Here is a 20,322-nt window from a genome sequence, read left to right on the forward strand (position 1 = left end):
GACACGGGACACCATGCCGCCTGCCGCCGCCTCTCAACCTTCGCGCGGGTAGGCCAGCACCGGCTTGCGGGCGGCCTGCGCCTCGTCCAGCCGCGCGCGCGGCGCGTGGTGCGGGGCGGTCTTGAGCGCCTCGTCCCCGGCCTTGGCGCGTTCGCCCAGCGAGCGCATGGCGACGATGAACTGGTCGAGCACCGCCTTGCTCTCGGTCTCGGTCGGTTCCACCAGCATTGCGCCGTGCACCACCAGCGGGAAGTACATGGTCATCGGGTGGAAGCCTTCGTCGATCAGGCCCTTGGCGACATCCAGCGTGGACATGCCTTCGGCAAAGCCGTGGTCGCTGAACAGGGCCTCGTGCATGCAGGGGCCGCTGTCGCCAAACGGCGCGTCGAACACGTCGTCCAGGCTGCGCAGCAGGTAATTGGCATTGAGCACGGCATCGCCGGATGCCTGCCGCAGCCCATCCGCCCCGTGGCTGAGGATATAGGTCAGCGCGCGGGTGAACATGCCCATCTGCCCGTGGAAGGCAGCCATGCGGCCGAAGCTGTCGGTGTGGCCGAACTCTTCCGCGTTCTCCTCTTCCACAAGGTGGACGGTGCCGTCCTCCATGCGGGCAGTGAAGGGCAGCGGACCATAGGGACACAGGGCTTCGGACAGGACCACCGGGCCGGAGCCGGGGCCACCGCCGCCGTGCGGAGTGGAGAAGGTCTTGTGCAGGTTGATGTGCATGGCATCGATGCCAAGGTCACCCGGACGCACGCGGCCCATGATGGCGTTGAAGTTGGCGCCGTCGCAGTAGACGAAGCCGCCCGCCGCGTGGACCGCGTCGGAAATCGCCTTCATCTCGCGTTCGAACAGGCCGCAGGTGTTGGGGTTGGTGATCATCACCGCCGCCACGTCCGGGCCAAGACGCGCCTTCAGCGCTGCCAGGTCAACCCGGCCATCCTCGGTCGCGGGAATGTCCTCCACCTCGTAACCGGCGAAGGCAGCGGTGGCCGGGTTGGTGCCATGGGCGCTTTCGGGCACCAGCACCACCTGCCGCGCATCGCCGCGCGCTTCCAGCGCTGCACGGATGCACAGCATGCCGCACAACTCGCCATGGGCGCCGGCCTTGGGGCTCATCGCCACGCCGTGCATGCCGGTGAGCGTAATCAGCCAGTGTGCCAGTTCGTTGATGACACCCAGCGCACCGCGCACGGTATCGACCGGCTGCAGCGGGTGCACGTCGGCGAAGCCGGGCATCCGCGCGACCTTCTCGTTCAGGCGCGGATTGTGCTTCATGGTGCAGCTGCCCAGCGGGAACAGGCCCAGGTCGATGGCATAGTTCTGCCGGGAAAGGCGCGTGTAGTGACGCACCGTTTCGGGTTCGGAGAGGCCCGGCAGGTCGATCGGCTGCTGGCGCGCGAACTTGCCGAGGCGGTTGGGCGCCTCGGCATCCGGCTCGGGCAGGTCGACGCCGCAGGTGTCGCGGTTGCCGAGCTCGAAGATCAGTCGCTCTTCCAGCATTAGTGCCTTGTTGCCGGTGACGGTGGGATATTCCGCGTCATGATCGGCAGGGACGGGGGTGCCGGGCTTCCAGCCGCTCTGGTTGATCTGGTTCATGCCCGAATCTCCTTGGACAGCGCCTCCTCAAGCGCGGCGGCAAGCTTCTCGAAGTCCTCCTCCGTATTGGTCTCGGTGACCGCGATAACGAGGCCGTTCTCGCGCCCGTCGCCATCGGGGAACAACCGCCCCAGCGAGACGCCGGCCAGGATGTCATGCCTGGCGAGATCGCGCACCAGCTGGCGGGCATCGGCATCCACCATCAGCGTGAACTCGTTGAAGAAGCTGTCGTTGAGCACGCGCGCGCCGGGCACCTTGTCCAGCCGGTCTGCGGCGAGGCAGGCGAGGCGATGGTTTTCGGCAGCGAGCGCGGTCAGGCCCTTTTCGCCCAGCAACGTCATGTGCACCGAAAACGCCAAGGCGCACAGCCCGCTGTTGGTGCAGATGTTGCTGGTCGCCTTCTCGCGGCGGATATGCTGCTCGCGCGTGGAGAGCGTCAGCACGAAGCCGCGCTTGCCGTTAGCATCCACGGTCTCGCCGCAAAGACGACCCGGCATCTGCCGTACGTGCTTGGGGTTGGTGATGGCGAACAGGCCAAGGTACGGCCCGCCGAACTGCAGGCCGACGCCCAGCGACTGGCCTTCGCCCACCACGATGTCGGCGCCCAGGTTGCCCGGAGCCTCCAGCGCACCCAGCGCCACCGGCTCGGTATTCACGACGATCAGCAGCGCCCCCTTGGCGTGTGCGGCATCGGCGATTGTCTGCAGGTCGGGGATGCGGCCCATGATGTCCGGGTACTGCACGACGACGCAGGAGGTTTCCTCGTCGATGCGGGCGACGATGTCGTCCTCGCCAACCTCGGCCCTGGCCACCGGGTAATCGTAGTCGATGTGGCCGGGGGTGAAGTGGGCCATGGTCTGCGCGACGGAGACGTAGTGCGGGTGCACGCCATCGGTGATCACGATACGGTGCCGCTTGGTCAGCCGCGCGGCCATCACGATTGCTTCCCAGCAGGCGGTCGAGCCGTCGTACATCGAGGCATTGGCGATCTCGCAGCCGTAGAGGCGCGCCACCTGCGTCTGGAACTCGAACAGCATCTGCAGCGTGCCCTGCGCGATTTCCGGCTGGTAAGGCGTATAGGCTGTCAGGAACTCGCCCCGCTGGATGATGTGGTCGACCGTGGCGGGCACGTGGTGGCGATAGGCCCCCGCACCGCAGAAGAAGGCCGCGTCGGCAGCCGCAAGGTTCTGCTTCGACAGCGCCCGCATGTGCTTTTCGACCGCCATTTCGTTGGCGTGCAGCGGCAGGCCCTCGATGGGGCCATCGAGGTAGAGGTCGGACGGCACGTCGGCGAACAAGGCATCGACGCTGGGCGCGCCGATTGTGTCGAGCATGGCCTGCCGATCAGGGTCGGTGAGGGGGAGATAGCGCATGGCGATCAGTCGAGCCCTTCCACGAACGCCTTGTAGGCGGCTTCGTCCATCAGCCCTTCCAGTTCCCCGGCATCGGCTACGGTCAGGCGGAAGAACCAGCCCTCTTCCTCGGGCGAGGAATTGACCAGCGCGGGATCGTCTTCCAGCGCCGAATTGCCTTCGGTCACCGTGCCGCCGATCGGGGCGTAGACGTCGCTCGCCGCCTTTACGCTTTCGACCACGGCAGCTTCCTTGCCCTTGGCCAGTTCGGTGCCGGCCTGCGGGACTTCGACGAAGACGACGTCGCCCAGCTGTTCCTGCGCATAGTCGGTAATGCCGATGGTGGCGGTGTCGCCGTCGACGTCGATCCATTCGTGTTCTTCGGTGAAATAGCGGGGCATGTCAGCTTCCTTTGCGGTGATATTTGTGAGGGACGAAGGGCATGGGCACGACGCGTGCCGGCAGGCGGCGGCCACGGACCTCTATCTCAAGCTCGGTGCCGTTCTGTGCCTGTTCAGTCTCGACGTAGGCCATGGCGATCGGGTGGCCGAGCGTGGGCGAGAATCCGCCGCTGGTGACCGTGCCGACCAGCGCATCGCCGGAGTAGACCTTGGCCCCCTCGCGGGCCGGGAGGCGGCCTTCCAGCGAGAGGCCGACCCGCTGCTGCGCGCAGCAGCCGTCCTCCAGTCGCACCATGCAGGCGGCATGGCCGAACCAGCCGCCGCCTTCGCGCCGCGACTTGCCGAGCGCGAAGGCCAGGCCGGCGCTGACCGGATCGGTGTCCAGCGTCAGGTCATGACCGTAGAGCGGCAGCCCCGCCTCCAGCCGCAGGCTGTCGCGCGCGCCAAGACCGGCGGGCTTCACCCGCTCGTCGGCCACCAGCGCATTGGCGAGGTCGACCACGCTATCCTCGTGCACGGCGATTTCGAATCCGTCCTCGCCGGTATAGCCCGCGCGGCTGACCCACAGGTGGGCGCCGTCCCACTCGAACAGGCCCGCGCGCATGAAGGAGAGCTCGGCAACGCCGGGAACGATGGCTTCCAGCACGGCGGCGGCTTCCGGCCCCTGCAAGGCCAGCAGGGCGAAATCGGCGTGGTGGTTGAGGGTAACTTCGTCGTCCAGGTGTTCGCGCAGGTGGGCGATGTCGTCCCACTTGCAGGCACCGTTGACCACCAGCGCATAGTGCGGACCGGTGTTGGTGACGATCAGGTCGTCGATGATGCCGCCGCTCTCGTCCAGCAGCAGCGAATAGCGCATCTGGCCCTTGGGCAGACTGGCGACGGCGGTGGGAAGCAGCTTCTCCAGCTCGCTGGCGGCCTTGTCGCCGGAAACGGTAAGCTGGCCCATGTGGCTGACATCGAACAGACTGGCGTGGCTGCGGGTCCACTCGTGTTCGGCGACGATACCTTCATACTGGATCGGCATCTCGTAGCCCGCGAAGGGCACCATGCGCGCGCCGCGCTCACGGTGCCAGGCATCCAGCGGCAGCTTCTCCAGCGGCAGGTCTTCCAATTCTTCGGTATCGCTCATCGACAGGTCCCGGCACAGCTCGGCAGCACCCGGCAATCGAGCACTTTCGCCATGCCCCCTCTGTCGTCAGACCTGAGAGACACACGCGGCTTGCGCCGCGCTTACCCCTTCGGTGGTGCCCGCAAGCGCGAACACGCTTTCCAGAGTGCCTGACCTAAACGCGCGGTCCTTGTCGCCTGAGAGTTTCCGGGGCGGTTGCTCCTTCGGCGGCTTCGACAGGAGGTGCCGAAACGCTCTCCCGCGCGCCCAGCCTATCCGCTTATTCGTTCACATATGCGAATCGACAGGCCATTTGCCTCTGCTGCAAAGCGGGCCCCCGGTCAATCGCCAAAGCGCCACCAAGCGGTGGAAATGCGATTATTTGCGCCGGACGCGGTCAGCCACCACGGCAGCGACGAAGGCGGGGGCGGAGACGAACATGCGCCGCCACAGCCGCCTGGGTTCGCCCACGAGGCGCGGCAGCCATTCCAGGCCGAGGTCGCGCCAGACCTTGGCAGGGCGCTTGATCCGTCCGGCGTAGAAGTCGAACACCGCCCCGATGGACCCAATCACCTTGGTATCCAGCTTGCCGCGGTTCGCCTCCACCCATTTTTCCTGCTTCGGGGCGGTCATGCCGACCCACAGCACGTCGGGTTTGAAGGCGTTCACGGCAGCATGCATCGCCGCATTGTCCTCGTCGGAGAAGGCCGGCTTGTAGGGCGGGGAATAGGTCTCGACGGTAATGCCGGGATAGTCCTGCGCCATCTTCTCGCGGATGATGGCCAGTACCTCTTCCGAGGAGCCGAGGAACATCATCCGCCCCTTGCGCGCCTGCAGCAGCTCGCTGGCCAGCTGGAAGATGTCGAAGCCGGTCACGCGGTCGGTGATGTCGCCGCCGAGGAATTTCGAGGCGAAGACGATGCCTACGCCGTCGGGCACCAGCAGGTCCGCCTGCCGCAGGGCGTACTTGAAGGCGGCGTCGCCCCGCGCGACCTCGATCGAATGCGGATTGGCGCAGGCGATGTGCCGCGCCTTGCCGTCTTCGGCGTCGAGCCAGCGCGCGACATGCGGCGAAAGAGCGGCGCTGGCCAGCGTACAGACCTGGTAGTCGAGGATACGTTCGGTGGGGAAGGTGGTGGTCACTCGGGCTGTTCCTGCGGTCCCGCATCCAGCAGCGGGGCAATCTTGGCGTAGAGGTCGGCCGTCACCTCGCGGCTGCCGGCGGCATTGAGGTGGATCGGGTCGATAAAGAACTCGGTGCGCTCGCTCCACGGGTCGCGCAGGTCGATGAAGGTGACGTTGTCATGTCGGTCGGCGAGGCCTTGCAGCAGCGCGTCGACCTCTGCCGCCTTGTCCGGCTCGATCGCCTGCCACTGGGCGGTAGTGGGCACGAAGGTGAGGAAGACCGGCCAGCCCTGTTCCTCGCTCTCGGCCAGGAAAGCCTCGAGCGCGGCGACCTGGTCCGGATTGATGACAATGCGGCGATAGTTGCCCGCCGCTACCCGTGCCGCCAGCGTCTCGGGATTGAACCTGCCGACCACGGCATTGTCCCAGTTGCCCAGCCAGCCCCGGATCGAGGCGTTGAGCAGCACGTCGTTGTAGCGCGCCAGGTGGCTGATCCGGCGCACGGCGATCTCCCAATCGTCCGACGCGCGCTGGTGCAGCAGGTTGCCGACCAGGGGATCGTCCATGTGCGGATAGAACAGCAGGTGCGAATTCGAACTGAGCCCGCGCGCGGTGAACAGGTGGTGGTCCACCCCGAAGATGATGCCGCGTACGCCGTCGGGATGCAGCTCGGCATAATGCCTGGCCATCAGGATGCGGTCTTCCAGTTGCGCCCCCGCACGGGCGTAGTTGGCGACCGGCACGCCGAGGTCCCGCTCCAGCTGGCTCTTGTCGAGGCCGAGCACGACATGGCTGTGCCCGACCATCACCACCGCTTCCGGCTGGTCGAGGCCGAAATAGCGGTCCAGCCCGTGGCGCAAGACGCCATCGGCGGCACGGTCCACCACGAAGAACACCGCCAGCGCCACCAGCACTAGCAGGGCGGGGCGCTTGAGGCGGGAGGCGAAAGAAGTGTCGGTCATCGCGCGCCTCCTAGAACTGGAAATAGATGAAAGCGGAGGAGCTGACGCCCAGCAGCGCGATGCCGCAGACGAGCAGCGCCGATCCGACCGCACGGGCGACGGGCGGGAAACGGCTGGGTGAGAAGTAGAGCGAGAACCAACCACGCGCCTGCAAGACCTGCACCGCCATCAGGAACACGATCAGCGCCATGTTGATGGCGGCGGTGAAGCGCGATGCGCCAAGGTCCGGCATGGCGCCGGTGTCGGTCAGGATGGTGGTGACGATCAGCCAGGCATCGCCAATGCTTTCCGCGCGGAAGAATACCCAGGCCAGCACCACCGCGTGGAAGGTGACGAGGATGCCCAGCAGCACGCCCCACCAGTTCGGCTTCTCCGGCGTCGGCACCAGCTTGTTCCACAGCCATTGCACCACGTAATAGGCCGCGTGCAGGGCGCCCCAGACGACGAAGGTCCAGGCCGCACCGTGCCAGACGCCGCTGACCACGAAGACGATCCAGATATTGCGCATCCACATCAGCGTGGAGACGCGGTTGCCGCCCAGCGGGTAGTAGAGATAGCTGCGGAACCAGCTGGTCAGCGAGATGTGCCAGCGGCGCCAGAAATCGGCGATGGAAGTCGCCAGATAGGGCAGGGCGAAGTTCTTTGACAGGTTGAAGCCGAGGATCCGTGCAGAGCCGATGGCGATGTCCGAATAGGCGCTGAAGTCGCAGTAGATCTGGATGGCGAAGAAATAGGTGGCCAGCAGCAGGGTGGAGCCATCGTACAGCTCCGGCGCGGCATAGACCTCGTCGACATAGACGCCCAGCCGGTCCGCGATGACGATCTTCTTGAACAGGCCCCAGATGATCAGTTGAACCCCGCTGCCGAGCCGCTCAAGATCGAAGCGGTGCTTTTCCTTGAACTGGTCGAGCAGGGTGCTGGCGCGCTCGATCGGACCGGCGATCAGCTGCGGGAAGAACACCACGTAGGTGGCGAAGCGGGTCAGGCTGCGTTCCGGCCCGTGGTCGCCGCGATAGACGTCGATCGGGTAGGACAGCGCCTGAAAGGTGAAGAAGCTGATGCCGACCGGCAGGATGATCGGCAGGTAAGGCACCATGTAGGTCATCCCGCCCGCCTCGAACGCCGCGCGGAAGCTGTCGTTGAAGAAGTTGAAGTACTTGAAGAAGAACAGCACGCCCAGCGAGGCGACAATGGCGATCCAGAGCCAGGCCTTGCGCTTGCTCTCGTCCGAAGCATCGGCGATGCGCCGTCCCGCTTCCCAGTTCACCAGTGTGACGCCGCCGATCAGGAAGGCGAACTTCCAGTCCCACTGCATGTAGAAATAGTAGCTCGCCCCCAGCAGGAAGGGCACGCGCCAGCGCATCGGCAGGGCAAAGAACACCGCCACCACGACCACGAGGAAGGCGATATATTCCCACGAGTTGAACAGCATCAGGCGGGCACCTTCCCGGCCATCGCCCGGTCATAGGTGGCCATCAGCCGCTCGTAATAGAGGTCGCTGGTATATTCGCGCTTCACCCGGTGGAAGCCGGCTTCGCCCATCGCCCGGCGCCGGTCCTCGTCCTGCCACAGCGCGGTGACGGCATCGGCCAGCGCAACCTCGTCATGCGGGGGCACCAGCACGCCGGTCTCGCCGCCGCCAACCAATTCGGGCAGGCCGCCGATATCGGAAAGGATGACCGGGCGGGAGTGGCGCATGGCCTCGATCACCACGCCGGGAAAACCCTCGTACCAGATGCTCGGTGTCAGGAGCATCGCCGCGTCACGATAGAACTGCGCCAGCTCGTCCGGGCCGAGATTGCCGAGCAGTTCGACATTGGCGGGGATGTCCTTGCGCCCGGCATAGTTGCCCGGATTGCCCGCCAGCCGGAAGGGTATCTGCGGCGTGCGCGCTGCGGCTGCGAACAGGGTCTCGATGCCTTTTTCCGGGCTCAGTCGACCGACGAAACCGACGAAGCTGCCCGGCGTCCAGGCGGGGGCGTCTTCGGCGATGTCGATCATGTTCGGGATCACGTCGATGCGGTTCGCCGGATAGCCCTCACGCACCAGCACGCCGCGCTGGAACGCGGTCTGCGCGTAATACCGCGTCACGTTGTCGCGATAATAGCCAGCCTTGCGCGCCCAGGCATTGCGCGCGGCATAGGCGGCAGACTTGAACGGGTCGTTTTCGCAGTTCTTCGCCACGCAGTTCCATTCGCGGCCGCCGGAACAGGCTTCGCAGACCTTGCCGTGGCTCAGGAACAGTCCGTTGGGGCAGACGAGACGATAGTTCGACAACCGCATCACGATGGGCACGCCTGCCTCGGCAATCACCGGCAGCACGGCAGGGGAAATCAGCGGGAAGAGGTTCTGCACCTGCACGATGTCAGGACGGCTGGCGGCAATGCGCTCGGCCACAGCCTTGCGCGATTTCGCGGAATAGATGCCCGATGCCGCTGCGCCCAGCTTGCCGCCCACACCGTGAATGTCGGCGCTGTCGGCGAACCAGGTGTCCACCTCGTGCCCGCGATCGCGCAGCAGCGCCACGATGCGGTCGAGCATGATCTCCTCGCCGCTTCGCTTGCCGTACCTGTTGTGGACGAACAGCAGCTTCATTGACGCGCGGGCGTCGGTTCCCCGGTGGCCTGGGGCGCCATGGGGGTGCCCCGCCGCTGGATGTCCGCCTGTTCTCGCGTGGCCCGCAGGGTGAAAGTGTGAAGGAAGGCGAGCACGGCCAGCGCACCGACGACGGTGGGGTCGAATGCTCCGCCCAGGATTGACTTCGAATTGTTGTTCACCAGCAGCATCACCACCGCCGCCAGGCTGCCGAGGCCACCGGCGATCCTGGCCCGGCTTGCCGCCACCGTCTCAATCGTCAGGCGGATCGAATGGTACACCAGCAAGGCAAACCCGATGATGCCCAGGCCCGCCAGCGCCTCGATATAGCCATTGTGGGCATTGGTGGTGGCCAACGTTCCGAACTGGTCGCCGATGCGCGCGACGATGGCGAAGCCCTGGCCGATCAGGGGCTGCTCGATGAAGGCATTCCAATAGCCTTGCCAGAGGAAGAACCGCCCGGTGAGATGGGAGACTTCGTCCACCGATCTGCCGGTCAGGACCGTAGTTGAAAGCAGTTGCTCGCTGGTGCCCATCACTACCACCAGGGCGAGGCAGGCGACCGCAGCCGGGATTACGATGACCTTGCTGCGCGACAGGAAGGGCAGCAGCACCAGCATGCCAAGCGCGATGGCGATGTTGGAACCTGCACTGGTGCCGAGGATGGCGAATATGACGAATACCCCGGCCCATCGACGCAATGCGGCCTTGCGTAGCGGGTCCGCCCGCAGGCTTTCGCCCAGCGCATAGAGGAAGCCCATGCCGGCGGTGACGGTGTAGACGTTGGTGTGCAGGCCCTGCACGCTTATGCCGCCGGTCATCACACGCTGCATCAGGCTCAGCACGGTTACGATCATCAGCGTCCACAGCATCGCCCGCTCCGCATCGCGCCAGTTGCTGTAGCCGTCCATCAGCACATAGAGGGCGCCGAACACCGCGAGCACTTCGCCGGCGCGGAACAGCGTGTAGAGCGGTTCCTGCGACCAGAACGCGCTGAACGCCGCCACGGCCAGGTAGACCAGCAGCAGGATTGCCGAAGAGGACTGCAGTTTCATCAGCGTGCCGCGTGCCCGTGGATGGACGACGAGAAGACCGAGGATGGTCGCAACGATCAGCACGGCGAATGTGGCCGAGCTGTCGATAGCGTTGAATTCGCTGGTGTCGCGCCGCCGGATCAGCACGGTCGTGCGCATCAGGCTGAGCAACAGCAGCAGCCACAGGGCATAGTCGACAAGTCGTGTCAGGCGCATCAGCCTCTCCCCCGGTGCGCGATGGCGATTTCGCAGGCTTCGACGATCGAGCGGGCGGCATTATCCGGCCCGTAATCATGCACGATCTCGCGCGACACCCGGCCCATGGCGGCCAGCCCGTCGCGCCCCTGCGATTGCGCCTGGCGCAAGCTCTCGGCGAGTTGGTTCGTGTTTTCGGGCGTGAATGTCCAGCCATTTTCCGGTCGGACAAGTTCCGGCCAGCAGCCGTTGTGGACCGAGCTGAGGACCGGCAGGGCAGCTGCCATGGCTTCGGGCACGACCAGCGACCAGTTGTCTTCCAGCGTGGTGATCAGGAAGGCATCGGCGGCAGCGTAATAGGGCGCCAGCTCGTCATAGGGTACGCGCCCGGCAAAGACGACATTACCCATGGGTGCGGCGCGGGCCTGCAATTCTTCGCGCAGGGGGCCGTCACCCACCAGCAGCAGCGTCGCGGCACCGGGCGCGAAACCCGCCGCCTCCCACCCGTCGAGCATTTCGCGAATGCCCTTCCGCTCGTCGAGGCGGCCGACGTACAGGAAGGTGACGCCACCAAGGCCATGCTTCTCGCGCAGGGCCGCGCGCTCGGCTTCGCTAACGGCATTGACGGCGGCTTCCAGCCCGTCGGTATCGGCGCTCATGTGGCCCAGCGTGATGCGCTTCGGGTCCATACCGAGGTCCTCGACCGTGTACTCCTTGCACAGCCGCCCGCTGCAATCCATCGCATCGGCCAGCTTCACGATCTGCCGGCGATAGCGCGTGCGGATGCCTTGGGCATGTCGCTCGGTATGGCGGGTGCGCTCGTAATTGATCACCAGCGGGGTGCCATGGCGCAGCCGGTGCAGCGCGGCGGGCAGGGTCCATTTGAAGAAGCCGTCGGCGACAAGTACGTCTGGCTGCAGCCGGGAGATATGCTTGCCCAGGCCCGGTTGCCAGCGCAGCGAGACATTGCGGTTGGCCAGGTGGTGCTGGTCCTCGCCGCCCAGCTTGAATTCGCCGGTGAGCGGATAGGCCCGTTCGCCCAGCGTCTCGACCGCCTTGGCGGTGACCGTCTCGGGCACGTACTCACCGGAGAATGACAGGTGCAGGCCGCCGTTGGTCAGCTGGTCCACCTCCCGGAACACCGGGATGCGATAGTCGAGAAAGCTGCGCGTGACCCAGGCGATCCTCATGCCGACCCTTTCAGCTCTTCGAAGCGGCGCAGGTGAGCGAACAGGATGGCAGGCGCGGCGTCAGCAAAGGCATCGGCCTTGGCTTGGGTGGCGGGATCGAACAGCTTGTCCATCACCATGCCGGGATCGGACTGCATCAGGTCGTGGCTGTGGAAGTAGCGATCGAGGATGCCTGCTCGCTTCGCCAGGTCGTGATTGGGATTGCGCGGGTCGGGCTTGCCCCAGCGCTTGCGGGTCACGTCCATCGTCACCACCGGCGTCTTGTTGGTGACGCAGGACACGAAGGCGTGGAAGCGCATGCCGATGAAACCCGCGCAATTGGCCAGGCAGGAATACCAGGTCAGCGGTGACATTGGCAGGTCCAGCTTGCCATCGACGAAGTCGTAGCTGTCCTTCTCCGCCGGGTTGGCCAGCGTCAGGGCGCGGTAGCCGCGATCCTTGATCGCCGCGACCATGCCCCGCAGCCAGGCTTCGTCGAACTCGCCGTTGAGCAGGACGACGTCGGACAGGTCGTCCTGCGGCTGTTCGTCTTCGGGCACGGTGAAGGCCGAATTCAGGCCGAACACCGGGTCAGGGCTGTAGAGCGGGTTCGCGCCGCCGCGCGACAGCCAGCGCACCAGCGTCCCGGTCCAGTCGTCGCGCACGGTGACGAAATCGAAGTCGCGCAGCGCGTCGCCGACCTTCTTCATCATATGCGGTTTGAGGAAATAGAACGACGTCCCGCGGCTGGAAGCGGCGATCGAGCCCTTGATCAGCCCCGGCGCATCGAAGGGCAGGTAGAAGGGCGGCACGCGGTCGGCCCAGCTGAAGGCCTCGAACGGGTTGGAACGGCCGAGCAGCTTCTTGGCCACGCGCACCGGCTCGTAAGGGGTGGCGAGGCGGAACACCGCGTCCGACCCGGTGACGACCCCGTCCAGCTCCTCGCGGCAATAGTCCGCTACCGCCTCGACCGATGTAAGCGCGGGAGAGAGCGTGTAATAGCGCTCGGCAAACTTGTCGTGTTCGGCAATCTGGTTGGCCGGCACCATCTTCTCGAAGGCGGCCAGCTTGGCCTCGTCGAGGTAGTTCACGATCACCGGCTCGTAACCCAGCTTGCGCAGCATTTCCTGCGTTGCCAGCGTCTGCAGGTTGGCGCCGAAGTTGCGGCTGGAATGGAAGGTGAGGACACCGATCTTCATCGCGCCGCCTCCTGCGTTCCGCCCAGTCGCGCATTCATCCGCCGCACGCCGGGCAACAGCGCCCAGGCCAGCATCCAGCGATTGTCGCGCAGCCAGCCATCGTCATAGCGGATGGCGGCCAGTTTCTCCGGTTCGAAACGCATGCGGTTCCCGAAAATCGAATGGTTGTCGCCGCGCGCCGAGGCATCGCCATAGGGGGCGATCTCGGCCCCGATGAAACGCTCTATCTCGGTGCGCACCGCCTCGCTGTCGAAGCAGAGGCGTTCGTATCTGACCGGGAGTACCGGCAGGTCGTAGCGGACAACCACCTGCTCCACCTCGGCATTGATGCGTTGCCACTGGCGGGCATCGAACAGCGGGTTGCGGGCGGCGAACTTCGCCGTGCCCTTCAGCAGGCCGTGACGCTGAACGTTGGAGCCCAGCGTCGCGACATTGTTGCGGGCATAGCTCTTCTGCATCGAGACCAGCCACGAGCGCACGTCGCGCACGAGGTGCAGCACCCTGATGTCGAAGGCGCCCGATTGCGCGGCGCGCTCCAGCCCTTCCGGCGCCTTGGAACTGTCGACCATCACCGCCCCTGCACCGAAGCGAGCGGCAAAGCCATCGCCCAGCGCGGCATAGCGGCGGTTCTCGTCTTCGCGCGGGATGGTGCGCAGCAGTTCGACCACCTTGCCCCAGAACGGGCATTCGGCCACGCCCTTGCCGCAGGAGCACTGGTGCCCGTCCAGATTGTCGATGATCGGATTGCGCCGGTCGACCAGCTGGAAGATCTCGCCCAGCCCGACATGGCCCTTCGCCCCGCTGACGAACATCTCCAGCAGGGTGGAGCCGCTATGCCCGGCTCCGGCAATGTAGATCAGCGGGCGGCGGGTCATCGGTCAGGCGGCGCCGCGCTCCCCGGCCAGCGCGATCACGCGCTTCAGTAGGTCTTCCACCTCGTCCGCCGCCTCGGTGGCGAAGGCATCGCAGGATGCCTGCGTCTCGGCAGAATCGAACATCAGCCGTAGCAGCGTATCGGGCGATTGCTGGACCAGGTCCTTCTCCAGGAAGAAGCGCTCGGTCCCGCCGGCGCGCAGCAGCAGGTCGTAATAGGCATCGGACTTGGCCTTCTCCATGTCCTTCAACGGGTCCATGCAGATGAACGGCGTCTTGGCGGCGATGGCAGCGATGATGGCGTGGATGCGCGGGCCGATATAGCCCGCCGCGCTGGCGATGGCCTGGTACCATTCGACCGGGCTCATCGGCAGGGTGAGGTTGTCGTCGATCCCCTCGTGATTGAACTGCTTGCCGGGGTTGGGCAGGCTGACCAGACCCATGCCGCGGTCTTTCAGCGCCGCCTGCAAGTCGGCGATCCAGGCCTTGGGGAAGCCGCCGGTGATCAGCACCTTGTTCGACAGGTCGCCGCGTTCGGCAGGCAGTGGCGGCAAGTCGAAATGGCGTTCCAGCACGAACAGCGGATCGGCGCGGACTTCGGCCTGCTTGCGACCCTTGGTGGCCTTGCGCACCAGCTCTGCCGTCCACTTGTCGCGGGTGGAGATGATGTCGAAATCGGTCAGCGACTTGCCGATGGTGCGCTTCACCACCGGGCGCAGGAAGCGATAGTCGGTCAGCCGGCTGCTGGGCGAGAGCGACGCCTTCACTGGCAGCTGGCCGTCGCGTTCCCAGTTGAGGAAATAGGGCGGCACCTTGGTATCGTGGGTGAAGCCGGCGAATGTCTGCCCGCGTCCCAGCAGGCGGTTGATGATCCGCTTCGGGTTGAGGCCCTGGCCGAGGCGGAACACCGCGTCCGAGCCGACGATGACCGCAGCGCAGTTCTGGCGGATGTAATCCGCCAGCGGCTCTTCCTCGGTGAAACGCGGCGAGGTTTGGAAATAGGTCTCGATGAAATCGGCGTGCTGCTGCGCCTGCGCCGCGGTCAGCAGGTCACCGATATTCTCCACCTTCGCCGGGTCGCGATAGTCGAGCACTACGGGTTCGTGCCCCAGCGCCTTGATGCAATTGTAGGTCGCCAACGTCTGCAGGTTCGCGCCGAAATTGGCGCTGTAATGGAAGGTGAGGATGCCGATGCGCATGGGTGTTCTCCGGCGAGGGGTCAGGCGCGGCGGCGCCGCAGCAGTTTGAGAGCGAAATTGCCGCCCAGCCATAGACCGGGCAGGCCCGACAAGACCAGTGCCAGCGCGCCCAGTGCCAACGGCTGCCAGCCGGTGAGCACGCCGGCCTGCGCGGTGATGGCAAGACCGATAGCGAGCGCGGCGAGCAGCGTGCTGGCCGCGATCCTGCGAATGGTGCCGCGCGCGATGCCGAATTCGACATAGAGCAACTGCCCGAAGTACATCACCGCTTCCGAAGCGAGGAAGGCCCAGGCAAGCCGTTCCGCATCGACGGGGCCTGTCGGCAGCAGCAGGGCGGCGACAAAGCCGATGGCCCAGACCACCTGCAGCGCGAAGTTCTGCCAGCGCTTGCCCGATCCATCCTGCACCTTTCGCAGCGCCTGGTTCAGGGCGTAGATGAACACGCTCGCCATCAGCAGCGGCAGGATGGCGCCGGAATTGGCGAAGGCATCGCCGAAGATCATCATCAAGTAGTCGGCAAAGGCGATCACCACCACGCTCAGCGGCAGCGACACGATCAGGATGGCGCGATACTGCATCGCCGTGGCTTCAAGGAAGTTGTCCTTGTCGGCCTTGCCATAGGTCTCGGCCAGGATCGGCATGGCCACGCGCGAGAGGATTTCCGGCATGAACAGCACCAGCGTGCGCCACTGGTTGCCGGCTTCGAACAGCCCCAGCTGGACGTAGCCGTCCTCGGTCCCGGCCAGCACGGTGCGGCCCCACCACAGCACGGCGGCGGTGACGATGCCGACGAACAGGCCGGGCAGGGCGAAGGTCCACAGCAGCGGCAGTTCGCCCTTCCACACGGCGTAGGGCACCTGCTCGTTCACCTCGACCTCGGCCAGCGCACGACGGATGTAGACCCGAAGCACGAGGAAAGAGAGGAAGGCCGCCAGCGCGAGCCCTGCGACTGCACCGGCAACGCCGTAGAAATAGGCGCCGGGCACGATCAGCAGGGCGGTGGTGAGACCCTTCACCGTCTGCACGCGGGCGAAAGCCTTGAAGTTCTCCGTGCCGATCAAGACGGTTTCCCGCATCGAGCTGTAGGCCTGGAAGAAGAGGAAGGCACCGGCGATCTGCAGCGGCAAGGCAAGGCCCGCATTGTCCAGCCAGCGGGCGGCGATGAACGGTCCGCCGAGGACCAGGATGGCGGCGGTGATGCCGCAGAACACCGCCGACATTACCAGGCTCATGCGCAGGATGCGGCCCGCACGGTCGGGATCGCTTTCCTTGAATTCGGCAAGGTGCTTGGTCGCCGTCGTGCCCAGCCGGAAGCCGGCATAGACGGTGAAGAGGTTGGCGGTGGCGCGCACGATACCCAGCTCGCCGAAACCGGCGGGGCCAAGGATGCGGGCAACGAGGATCGAGCTGGCGGCGGTCAGGCCCTTCCAGCCGATCGCGCCCAGCGTGCTCCAGGCGAAGCCGCCCGCCAGCCGCTGGCCGATGCTTTTCTTCTGCGGGGGCTGGCTATCCGTCATGCCGCGATCTCCGCGCAGCCCTAGGCCAGCACCAGGTTGTCGCCGTCCACGCCTGCCCTGCGGAAGGCGTTGCGGGTGTCGACCACCAGCGCCGCGTGCTGCAGCAAGGCGCGATAATCCACCCCGTCGTGGTCGGTGACCAGCAGCAGGGCGTCGTAGTCGGCAGCGAGGTCATCCTTCCACGCAACGCTGGCCATGCCGGTGAGCGAGGGATGTTCGCGGGTCTTCGGGATTTCCGGGACGAAGGGATCGAAATAGGAAACCTGCGCGCCGCGATCCTGCAACAGCTCCATGATCTCCAGCGCCGGGCTTTCGCGCATGTCGTCGACGTTCTTCTTGTAGGCCGCACCCAGCACCAGCACCCGGGTTCCGTTCAGGCCCTTCTGCAGCCGCTGGTCCACCGCCAGCGCCAGCTTCTCGATCACCCTGCCGGGCATGGAGGAATTGATCTCGCCCGCTAGTTCGATGAAGCGCGTGGGCACGGCATATTCGCGCGCCTTCCACGTCAGGTAGAACGGGTCGATCGGGATGCAGTGCCCGCCCAGGCCGGGGCCCGGATAGAAGGGCATGAAGCCGAAGGGCTTGGTCTTGGCCGCCTCGATCACTTCCCACACGTCCACGCCCATCGGCTCGTAGATCAGCTTCAGCTCGTTCACGAGCGCGATGTTGACCGAGCGGAAGATGTTCTCCGTCAGCTTGGTCGCCTCGGCGGCGCGGGTGTTGGAGACAGGCACGACCTTGCCGATGAAGGCACCGTAGAAAGCCGCGGCGGCAGCGCGCGCAGTATCGTCATCCGCGCCCACGACCTTGGGGATCGAAGTGGTGCCGAAATCGGGATTGCCCGGGTCTTCGCGCTCGGGCGAAAAGGCGAGGAAGAAGTCCTCTCCACACGTCAGGCCGCCGCGTTCGAGGATCGGCTTCAGCACCTCGTCCGTGGTACCGGGGTAGGTGGTGGATTCGAGGATCACCAGCTGTCCGGGGCGCAGGGTCCTGGCGATGGTTTCGGTGGTCTGTTCGACGAACGACAGGTCCGGTTCGAAATGCCGATCGAGTGGGGTGGGCACGCAGATGGCGATCACGTCCACCTCGGCCAGCCGCGCGAAATCGGTAGTGGCGTCGAACCGGCCCGTGGCATTGGCAGCGGCGATCTTCGCGCTGTCGATATGCTTGAAGTAGCTGCGACCGGCGGCCAGCGCTTCGGGCTTCTTCGCATCGACATCGAAGCCGGTGACGGAATAGCCGGCATCCACCACCGCCAGCGCCAGCGGCAGGCCGACATAGCCCATGCCGATCACGCCTACGCGGGCGGAACGGTCTTCAAGACGGTTGAGCAGGATCTGGCCCGGATTTGCGGTCATCGTTGGTAGTCTTCGTTCATTTCATTCGGTCGATAAGGCGCAAGGCGAAAATGGCCAAGGCCCAACCGGCGGCGCCAAACCTGTTGGCGGCCTCGAGGATGCGCATGCTGACGCCGCGCGGCATGTCCTGCCCGTAGCTTTCGAGCAGCGCCTTGGCTTCTACCTTGCTGCCGCCCAGCGCGTGGGCGCTCATCAGCCCGGCGGCCACGCGGCCGCGCACGCGGGCAAAGCCCGGCTGGTGTTCGGGAGCGAGCCGCGGAACCACCCGGCGCTCCCATGCCGGGATGGTCGGCGCCCGCTTGCGGCGCGCGGCGTAGCGTTTGCGCCAGCCATACTTGCGGGCGATCCGGTCGGAAGTGCCCACCCACAGCACCTCGGGCACCAGGCCCCAGTTGCCCGCGGTGCCGATCATTGCCCAGAATTCCAGGTCTTGGCTGATCCGGAGGTCGGGGTTCTGCACCCCGATCTCGTCGATCAGCTGGCGCCGGAACAGCACCGTGCCGGTCCGCAAGTGATCGTGATCGGCCCAGAAATCGAAGAAGTTGTCCAGTATCAGCCCGTCGGGGTGCTGCGCCTTCAGGTCGGTGTGGTTTGCCGGGCCGCAATAGTCGCCCTTCGCCCGCTCCACCTTGAAGGCGCAGCTGGCCGCGACGGCTTCGGGGTGTGCGTCGAGGAAGTCTTCCATCCGTTCGAGGAACTCGGGCTCCCAATAGTCATCGGCATCGAGCAAGGCGACGAATTCGCCTTTCGCCACCTTCAGACCGGTGTTCCGGGCGGCACCCTGTCCGGCATTTTCCTGCGCCAGGTGCACCACCTTGTCGCCGAACGATGCAATCACCTTGCCGGTCCCATCGACCGAGCCATCGTCGATGACGATGACTTCCAGCGGCGGACGCGTCTGCGCCAGCGCCGTCTCGATGGCGACGCCTACGCTGGCTTCACTGTTGTAGGCGGGAATGATGATGGAGCTTCGGCCCATTTAACCTCCGGAGCGTCGCGGTAGAGCCCTCTAACAAGCGGTGCAAGCCTTGCCTGTCCGCCTCCCCAACTTCTTCGCAAATGCAATATATTACTGTAACCAATAGGTTGGCCAAGCCGTGAAAACACGCGGGTTGCGATGCTGCCGGGTAGGCAGGACTTGCAGAGATTTGTGCAATCTCTAAGCACATGCGCAATATTGTTTGCGCGAAGAGGGAAAGCATTGGCGCACGGACGGGGGACCATGTCCTGGAGCAAGAGCCTGGCCGACATTGGCCGGGTCCCGCTGGCCTTGCTGGCGACACTGGTGCTGGCGGCCATGCTGTTCGGCGGCAGCTCGCGCTACGATGTCATGCAGAACGTGCTGATGCAGCCGCTGGCCTGGCTCGTGGCCGGGGCCGCACTGGTCTTCGCATCGAAGGACATGCTGCGCGATTTGCGCTGGCCGGTGCTGATGCTGTTGGCGCTGGTGGCGATCACCGTCTTGCAACTGGTGCCGCTGCCGCTGGAGATGTGGATGTCGCTGCCCGGGCGGGAGCCGCTCGGCGATGTCGCCGGTGCGCTGGGAAGCGATGCCGCGCGTCCTGCCTCGATGGTGCCCTGGCGTACGCTCAACGCGCTGATGGCACTGGGCATCCCTATTGCTGCCTTGCTGGTCATGGCCTGCCTTGGCCGCAAGGCCGCCATGCCGGTGCTCGCGGCGATCGTCGTGCTGGCAGCGGCCAATGCGCTGATGGCGCTGATGCAGATCGCCACCGGCTATTCCGACGCCAGCTATCCCTATGCCATCACCAATTTCGGCGCCCCGGTCGGCATCTTCGCCAACCGCAACCACTCCGCTGTACTCGGCGCCCTGGCCATGCTGGTGATCGCCTTTCTGGCGACACGCGACCAGAAACGACGCCTGCCGGGTGCCGAGGTGCTCTTGTGGACGGTGTTCGGCGCCATCTTCCTCACCATTCTGGTCAATGGTTCGCGTGCGGGCCTGCTCACCACCGGGGTCGCGCTGGTGGCTACCGCGCTGCTGGTGCAGCAGCGCATCGCACCTGCGAAGGACGGTGGCGAGCGTGGGCTGGTGAAGTTCGTCCCGGTCGCGATCATTGTCGCCTTCGCCGCCGGACTGTTCCTCCTGTTCCTGTTCGCAGACCGGCTGGTCGCCTTCGAGCGGATGGTGGAAGCCAACCCGCTGGAGGACCTGCGCTTCAGGATCCTGCCGATCCTGGGAGAGATGATCGCCACCTACTTCCCGATCGGGACCGGCTTCGGTGCGTTCGAGGATGTTTACCGCATCCATGAAACGCCTGACCTGTTGGGACCGCGCTACCTGAACATGGCGCACAACGACTGGCTGCAATGGCTGATCGAGGCGGGGCTGGCTGGCCTCCTCCTGCTGGCGGCCTTCCTGTTCTGGTGCGCCCGGATCGTCTGGCGGTTGCGCGGCGTTGGTCGCGGATATGTGGTGCTGGCGCTTGCCGGCCTGGCGATCCTCGCCATCGCCAGCTTTTTCGACTATCCCCTGCGCACGCCGATATTCCAGGTGGTAGGGGTCTGGTTCATTTGCGCCCTGGCGCTCGTAGCCAATGCGGCGATGCGGCAAGGTGTCGAAAACGAAGAGATAAATGAGCAACAGGGGTAAAGCGAAAAGACATAAACGACTA

The 20,322-nt window shown here is 65.5% G+C and carries 17 protein-coding genes and 2 riboswitches; of the genes, 1 reads left to right on the top strand and 16 read right to left on the bottom strand.

Annotation, left to right across the window (positions count from 1 at the left end; all coding sequences use genetic code 11):
* Positions 1–33: 33 nt before the first annotated feature.
* The 16 genes from gcvPB to OZN62_RS11695 form a co-directional block, all read right to left on the bottom strand.
* Positions 34–1,599, bottom strand: a complete 1,566-nt coding sequence (gene gcvPB, locus OZN62_RS11620; protein ID WP_269099930.1) for an aminomethyl-transferring glycine dehydrogenase subunit GcvPB — start codon at positions 1,597–1,599, stop codon at positions 34–36.
* Complete coding sequence (gene gcvPA / locus OZN62_RS11625) at positions 1,596–2,972, bottom strand: aminomethyl-transferring glycine dehydrogenase subunit GcvPA (RefSeq protein WP_269099933.1); 1,377 nt, start codon at positions 2,970–2,972, stop codon at positions 1,596–1,598. Before gcvPA ends, gcvPB begins: the two co-directional genes overlap by 4 nt.
* A gap of 5 nt (positions 2,973–2,977) precedes the next feature.
* On the bottom strand, positions 2,978–3,352 hold the full coding sequence (gcvH, locus tag OZN62_RS11630) for a glycine cleavage system protein GcvH (RefSeq protein ID WP_269099935.1): 375 nt from the start codon (positions 3,350–3,352) through the stop codon (positions 2,978–2,980).
* A 1-nt stretch (position 3,353) separates the two neighbouring features.
* The gene (gene gcvT, locus OZN62_RS11635) at positions 3,354–4,481 is read right to left on the bottom strand and encodes a glycine cleavage system aminomethyltransferase GcvT (protein ID WP_269099937.1); all 1,128 of its coding nucleotides are present in this window, start codon (positions 4,479–4,481) and stop codon (positions 3,354–3,356) included.
* A 50-nt stretch (positions 4,482–4,531) separates the two neighbouring features.
* Positions 4,532–4,634, bottom strand: a riboswitch (glycine riboswitch).
* Positions 4,635–4,732: riboswitch (glycine riboswitch) on the bottom strand.
* A 106-nt stretch (positions 4,733–4,838) separates the two neighbouring features.
* Positions 4,839–5,603 carry a WecB/TagA/CpsF family glycosyltransferase gene (locus OZN62_RS11640; RefSeq protein ID WP_269099940.1) on the bottom strand — a complete coding sequence of 255 codons (765 nt, stop codon included), beginning with the start codon at positions 5,601–5,603 and terminating at the stop codon, positions 4,839–4,841.
* The gene (locus OZN62_RS11645) at positions 5,600–6,547 is read right to left on the bottom strand and encodes a hypothetical protein (protein WP_269099942.1); all 948 of its coding nucleotides are present in this window, start codon (positions 6,545–6,547) and stop codon (positions 5,600–5,602) included. The genes OZN62_RS11640 and OZN62_RS11645 overlap by 4 nt, the downstream gene beginning before the upstream one ends.
* Positions 6,548–6,557: 10 nt before the next feature.
* Entirely contained in the window at positions 6,558–7,979 is a 1,422-nt protein-coding gene (locus OZN62_RS11650; RefSeq protein ID WP_269099944.1) for an MBOAT family O-acyltransferase, read from the bottom strand.
* The gene (locus OZN62_RS11655; RefSeq protein WP_269099945.1) at positions 7,979–9,142 is read right to left on the bottom strand and encodes a glycosyltransferase family 4 protein; all 1,164 of its coding nucleotides are present in this window, start codon (positions 9,140–9,142) and stop codon (positions 7,979–7,981) included. Before OZN62_RS11655 ends, OZN62_RS11650 begins: the two co-directional genes overlap by 1 nt.
* Entirely contained in the window at positions 9,139–10,392 is a 1,254-nt protein-coding gene (locus OZN62_RS11660) for an O-antigen ligase family protein (protein ID WP_269099946.1), read from the bottom strand. The genes OZN62_RS11655 and OZN62_RS11660 overlap by 4 nt, the downstream gene beginning before the upstream one ends.
* Positions 10,392–11,561 (bottom strand): glycosyltransferase family 4 protein, encoded by a 1,170-nt coding sequence (locus tag OZN62_RS11665; protein ID WP_269099947.1) that lies wholly within the window; start codon positions 11,559–11,561, stop codon positions 10,392–10,394. The genes OZN62_RS11660 and OZN62_RS11665 overlap by 1 nt, the downstream gene beginning before the upstream one ends.
* The gene (locus OZN62_RS11670) at positions 11,558–12,739 is read right to left on the bottom strand and encodes a polysaccharide pyruvyl transferase family protein (protein WP_269099948.1); all 1,182 of its coding nucleotides are present in this window, start codon (positions 12,737–12,739) and stop codon (positions 11,558–11,560) included. The genes OZN62_RS11665 and OZN62_RS11670 overlap by 4 nt, the downstream gene beginning before the upstream one ends.
* Entirely contained in the window at positions 12,736–13,614 is an 879-nt protein-coding gene (locus tag OZN62_RS11675) for a hypothetical protein (RefSeq protein ID WP_269099950.1), read from the bottom strand. Before OZN62_RS11675 ends, OZN62_RS11670 begins: the two co-directional genes overlap by 4 nt.
* A gap of 3 nt (positions 13,615–13,617) precedes the next feature.
* The gene (locus OZN62_RS11680; protein WP_269099952.1) at positions 13,618–14,811 is read right to left on the bottom strand and encodes a polysaccharide pyruvyl transferase family protein; all 1,194 of its coding nucleotides are present in this window, start codon (positions 14,809–14,811) and stop codon (positions 13,618–13,620) included.
* 20 nt (positions 14,812–14,831) lie between these two features.
* Positions 14,832–16,328 (bottom strand): oligosaccharide flippase family protein, encoded by a 1,497-nt coding sequence (locus OZN62_RS11685; RefSeq protein WP_269099953.1) that lies wholly within the window; start codon positions 16,326–16,328, stop codon positions 14,832–14,834.
* A gap of 20 nt (positions 16,329–16,348) precedes the next feature.
* Positions 16,349–17,686: a nucleotide sugar dehydrogenase gene (locus OZN62_RS11690; protein ID WP_269099954.1), complete on the bottom strand. Its 1,338-nt coding sequence runs from the start codon at positions 17,684–17,686 to the stop codon at positions 16,349–16,351.
* Between the two features lie 16 nt (positions 17,687–17,702).
* Positions 17,703–18,665 carry a glycosyltransferase family 2 protein gene (locus OZN62_RS11695; protein ID WP_269099955.1) on the bottom strand — a complete coding sequence of 321 codons (963 nt, stop codon included), beginning with the start codon at positions 18,663–18,665 and terminating at the stop codon, positions 17,703–17,705.
* Positions 18,666–18,908: 243 nt separating this feature from the next.
* Here OZN62_RS11695 and OZN62_RS11700 point away from each other — a divergent pair, with 243 nt between their 5' ends.
* On the top strand, positions 18,909–20,300 hold the full coding sequence (locus tag OZN62_RS11700) for an O-antigen ligase family protein (protein WP_269099956.1): 1,392 nt from the start codon (positions 18,909–18,911) through the stop codon (positions 20,298–20,300).
* The last annotated feature ends 22 nt before the right edge of the window (positions 20,301–20,322 follow it).

The organism is Aurantiacibacter sp. MUD11, from assembly GCF_026967575.1.
Lineage (GTDB): Bacteria > Pseudomonadota > Alphaproteobacteria > Sphingomonadales > Sphingomonadaceae > Alteraurantiacibacter.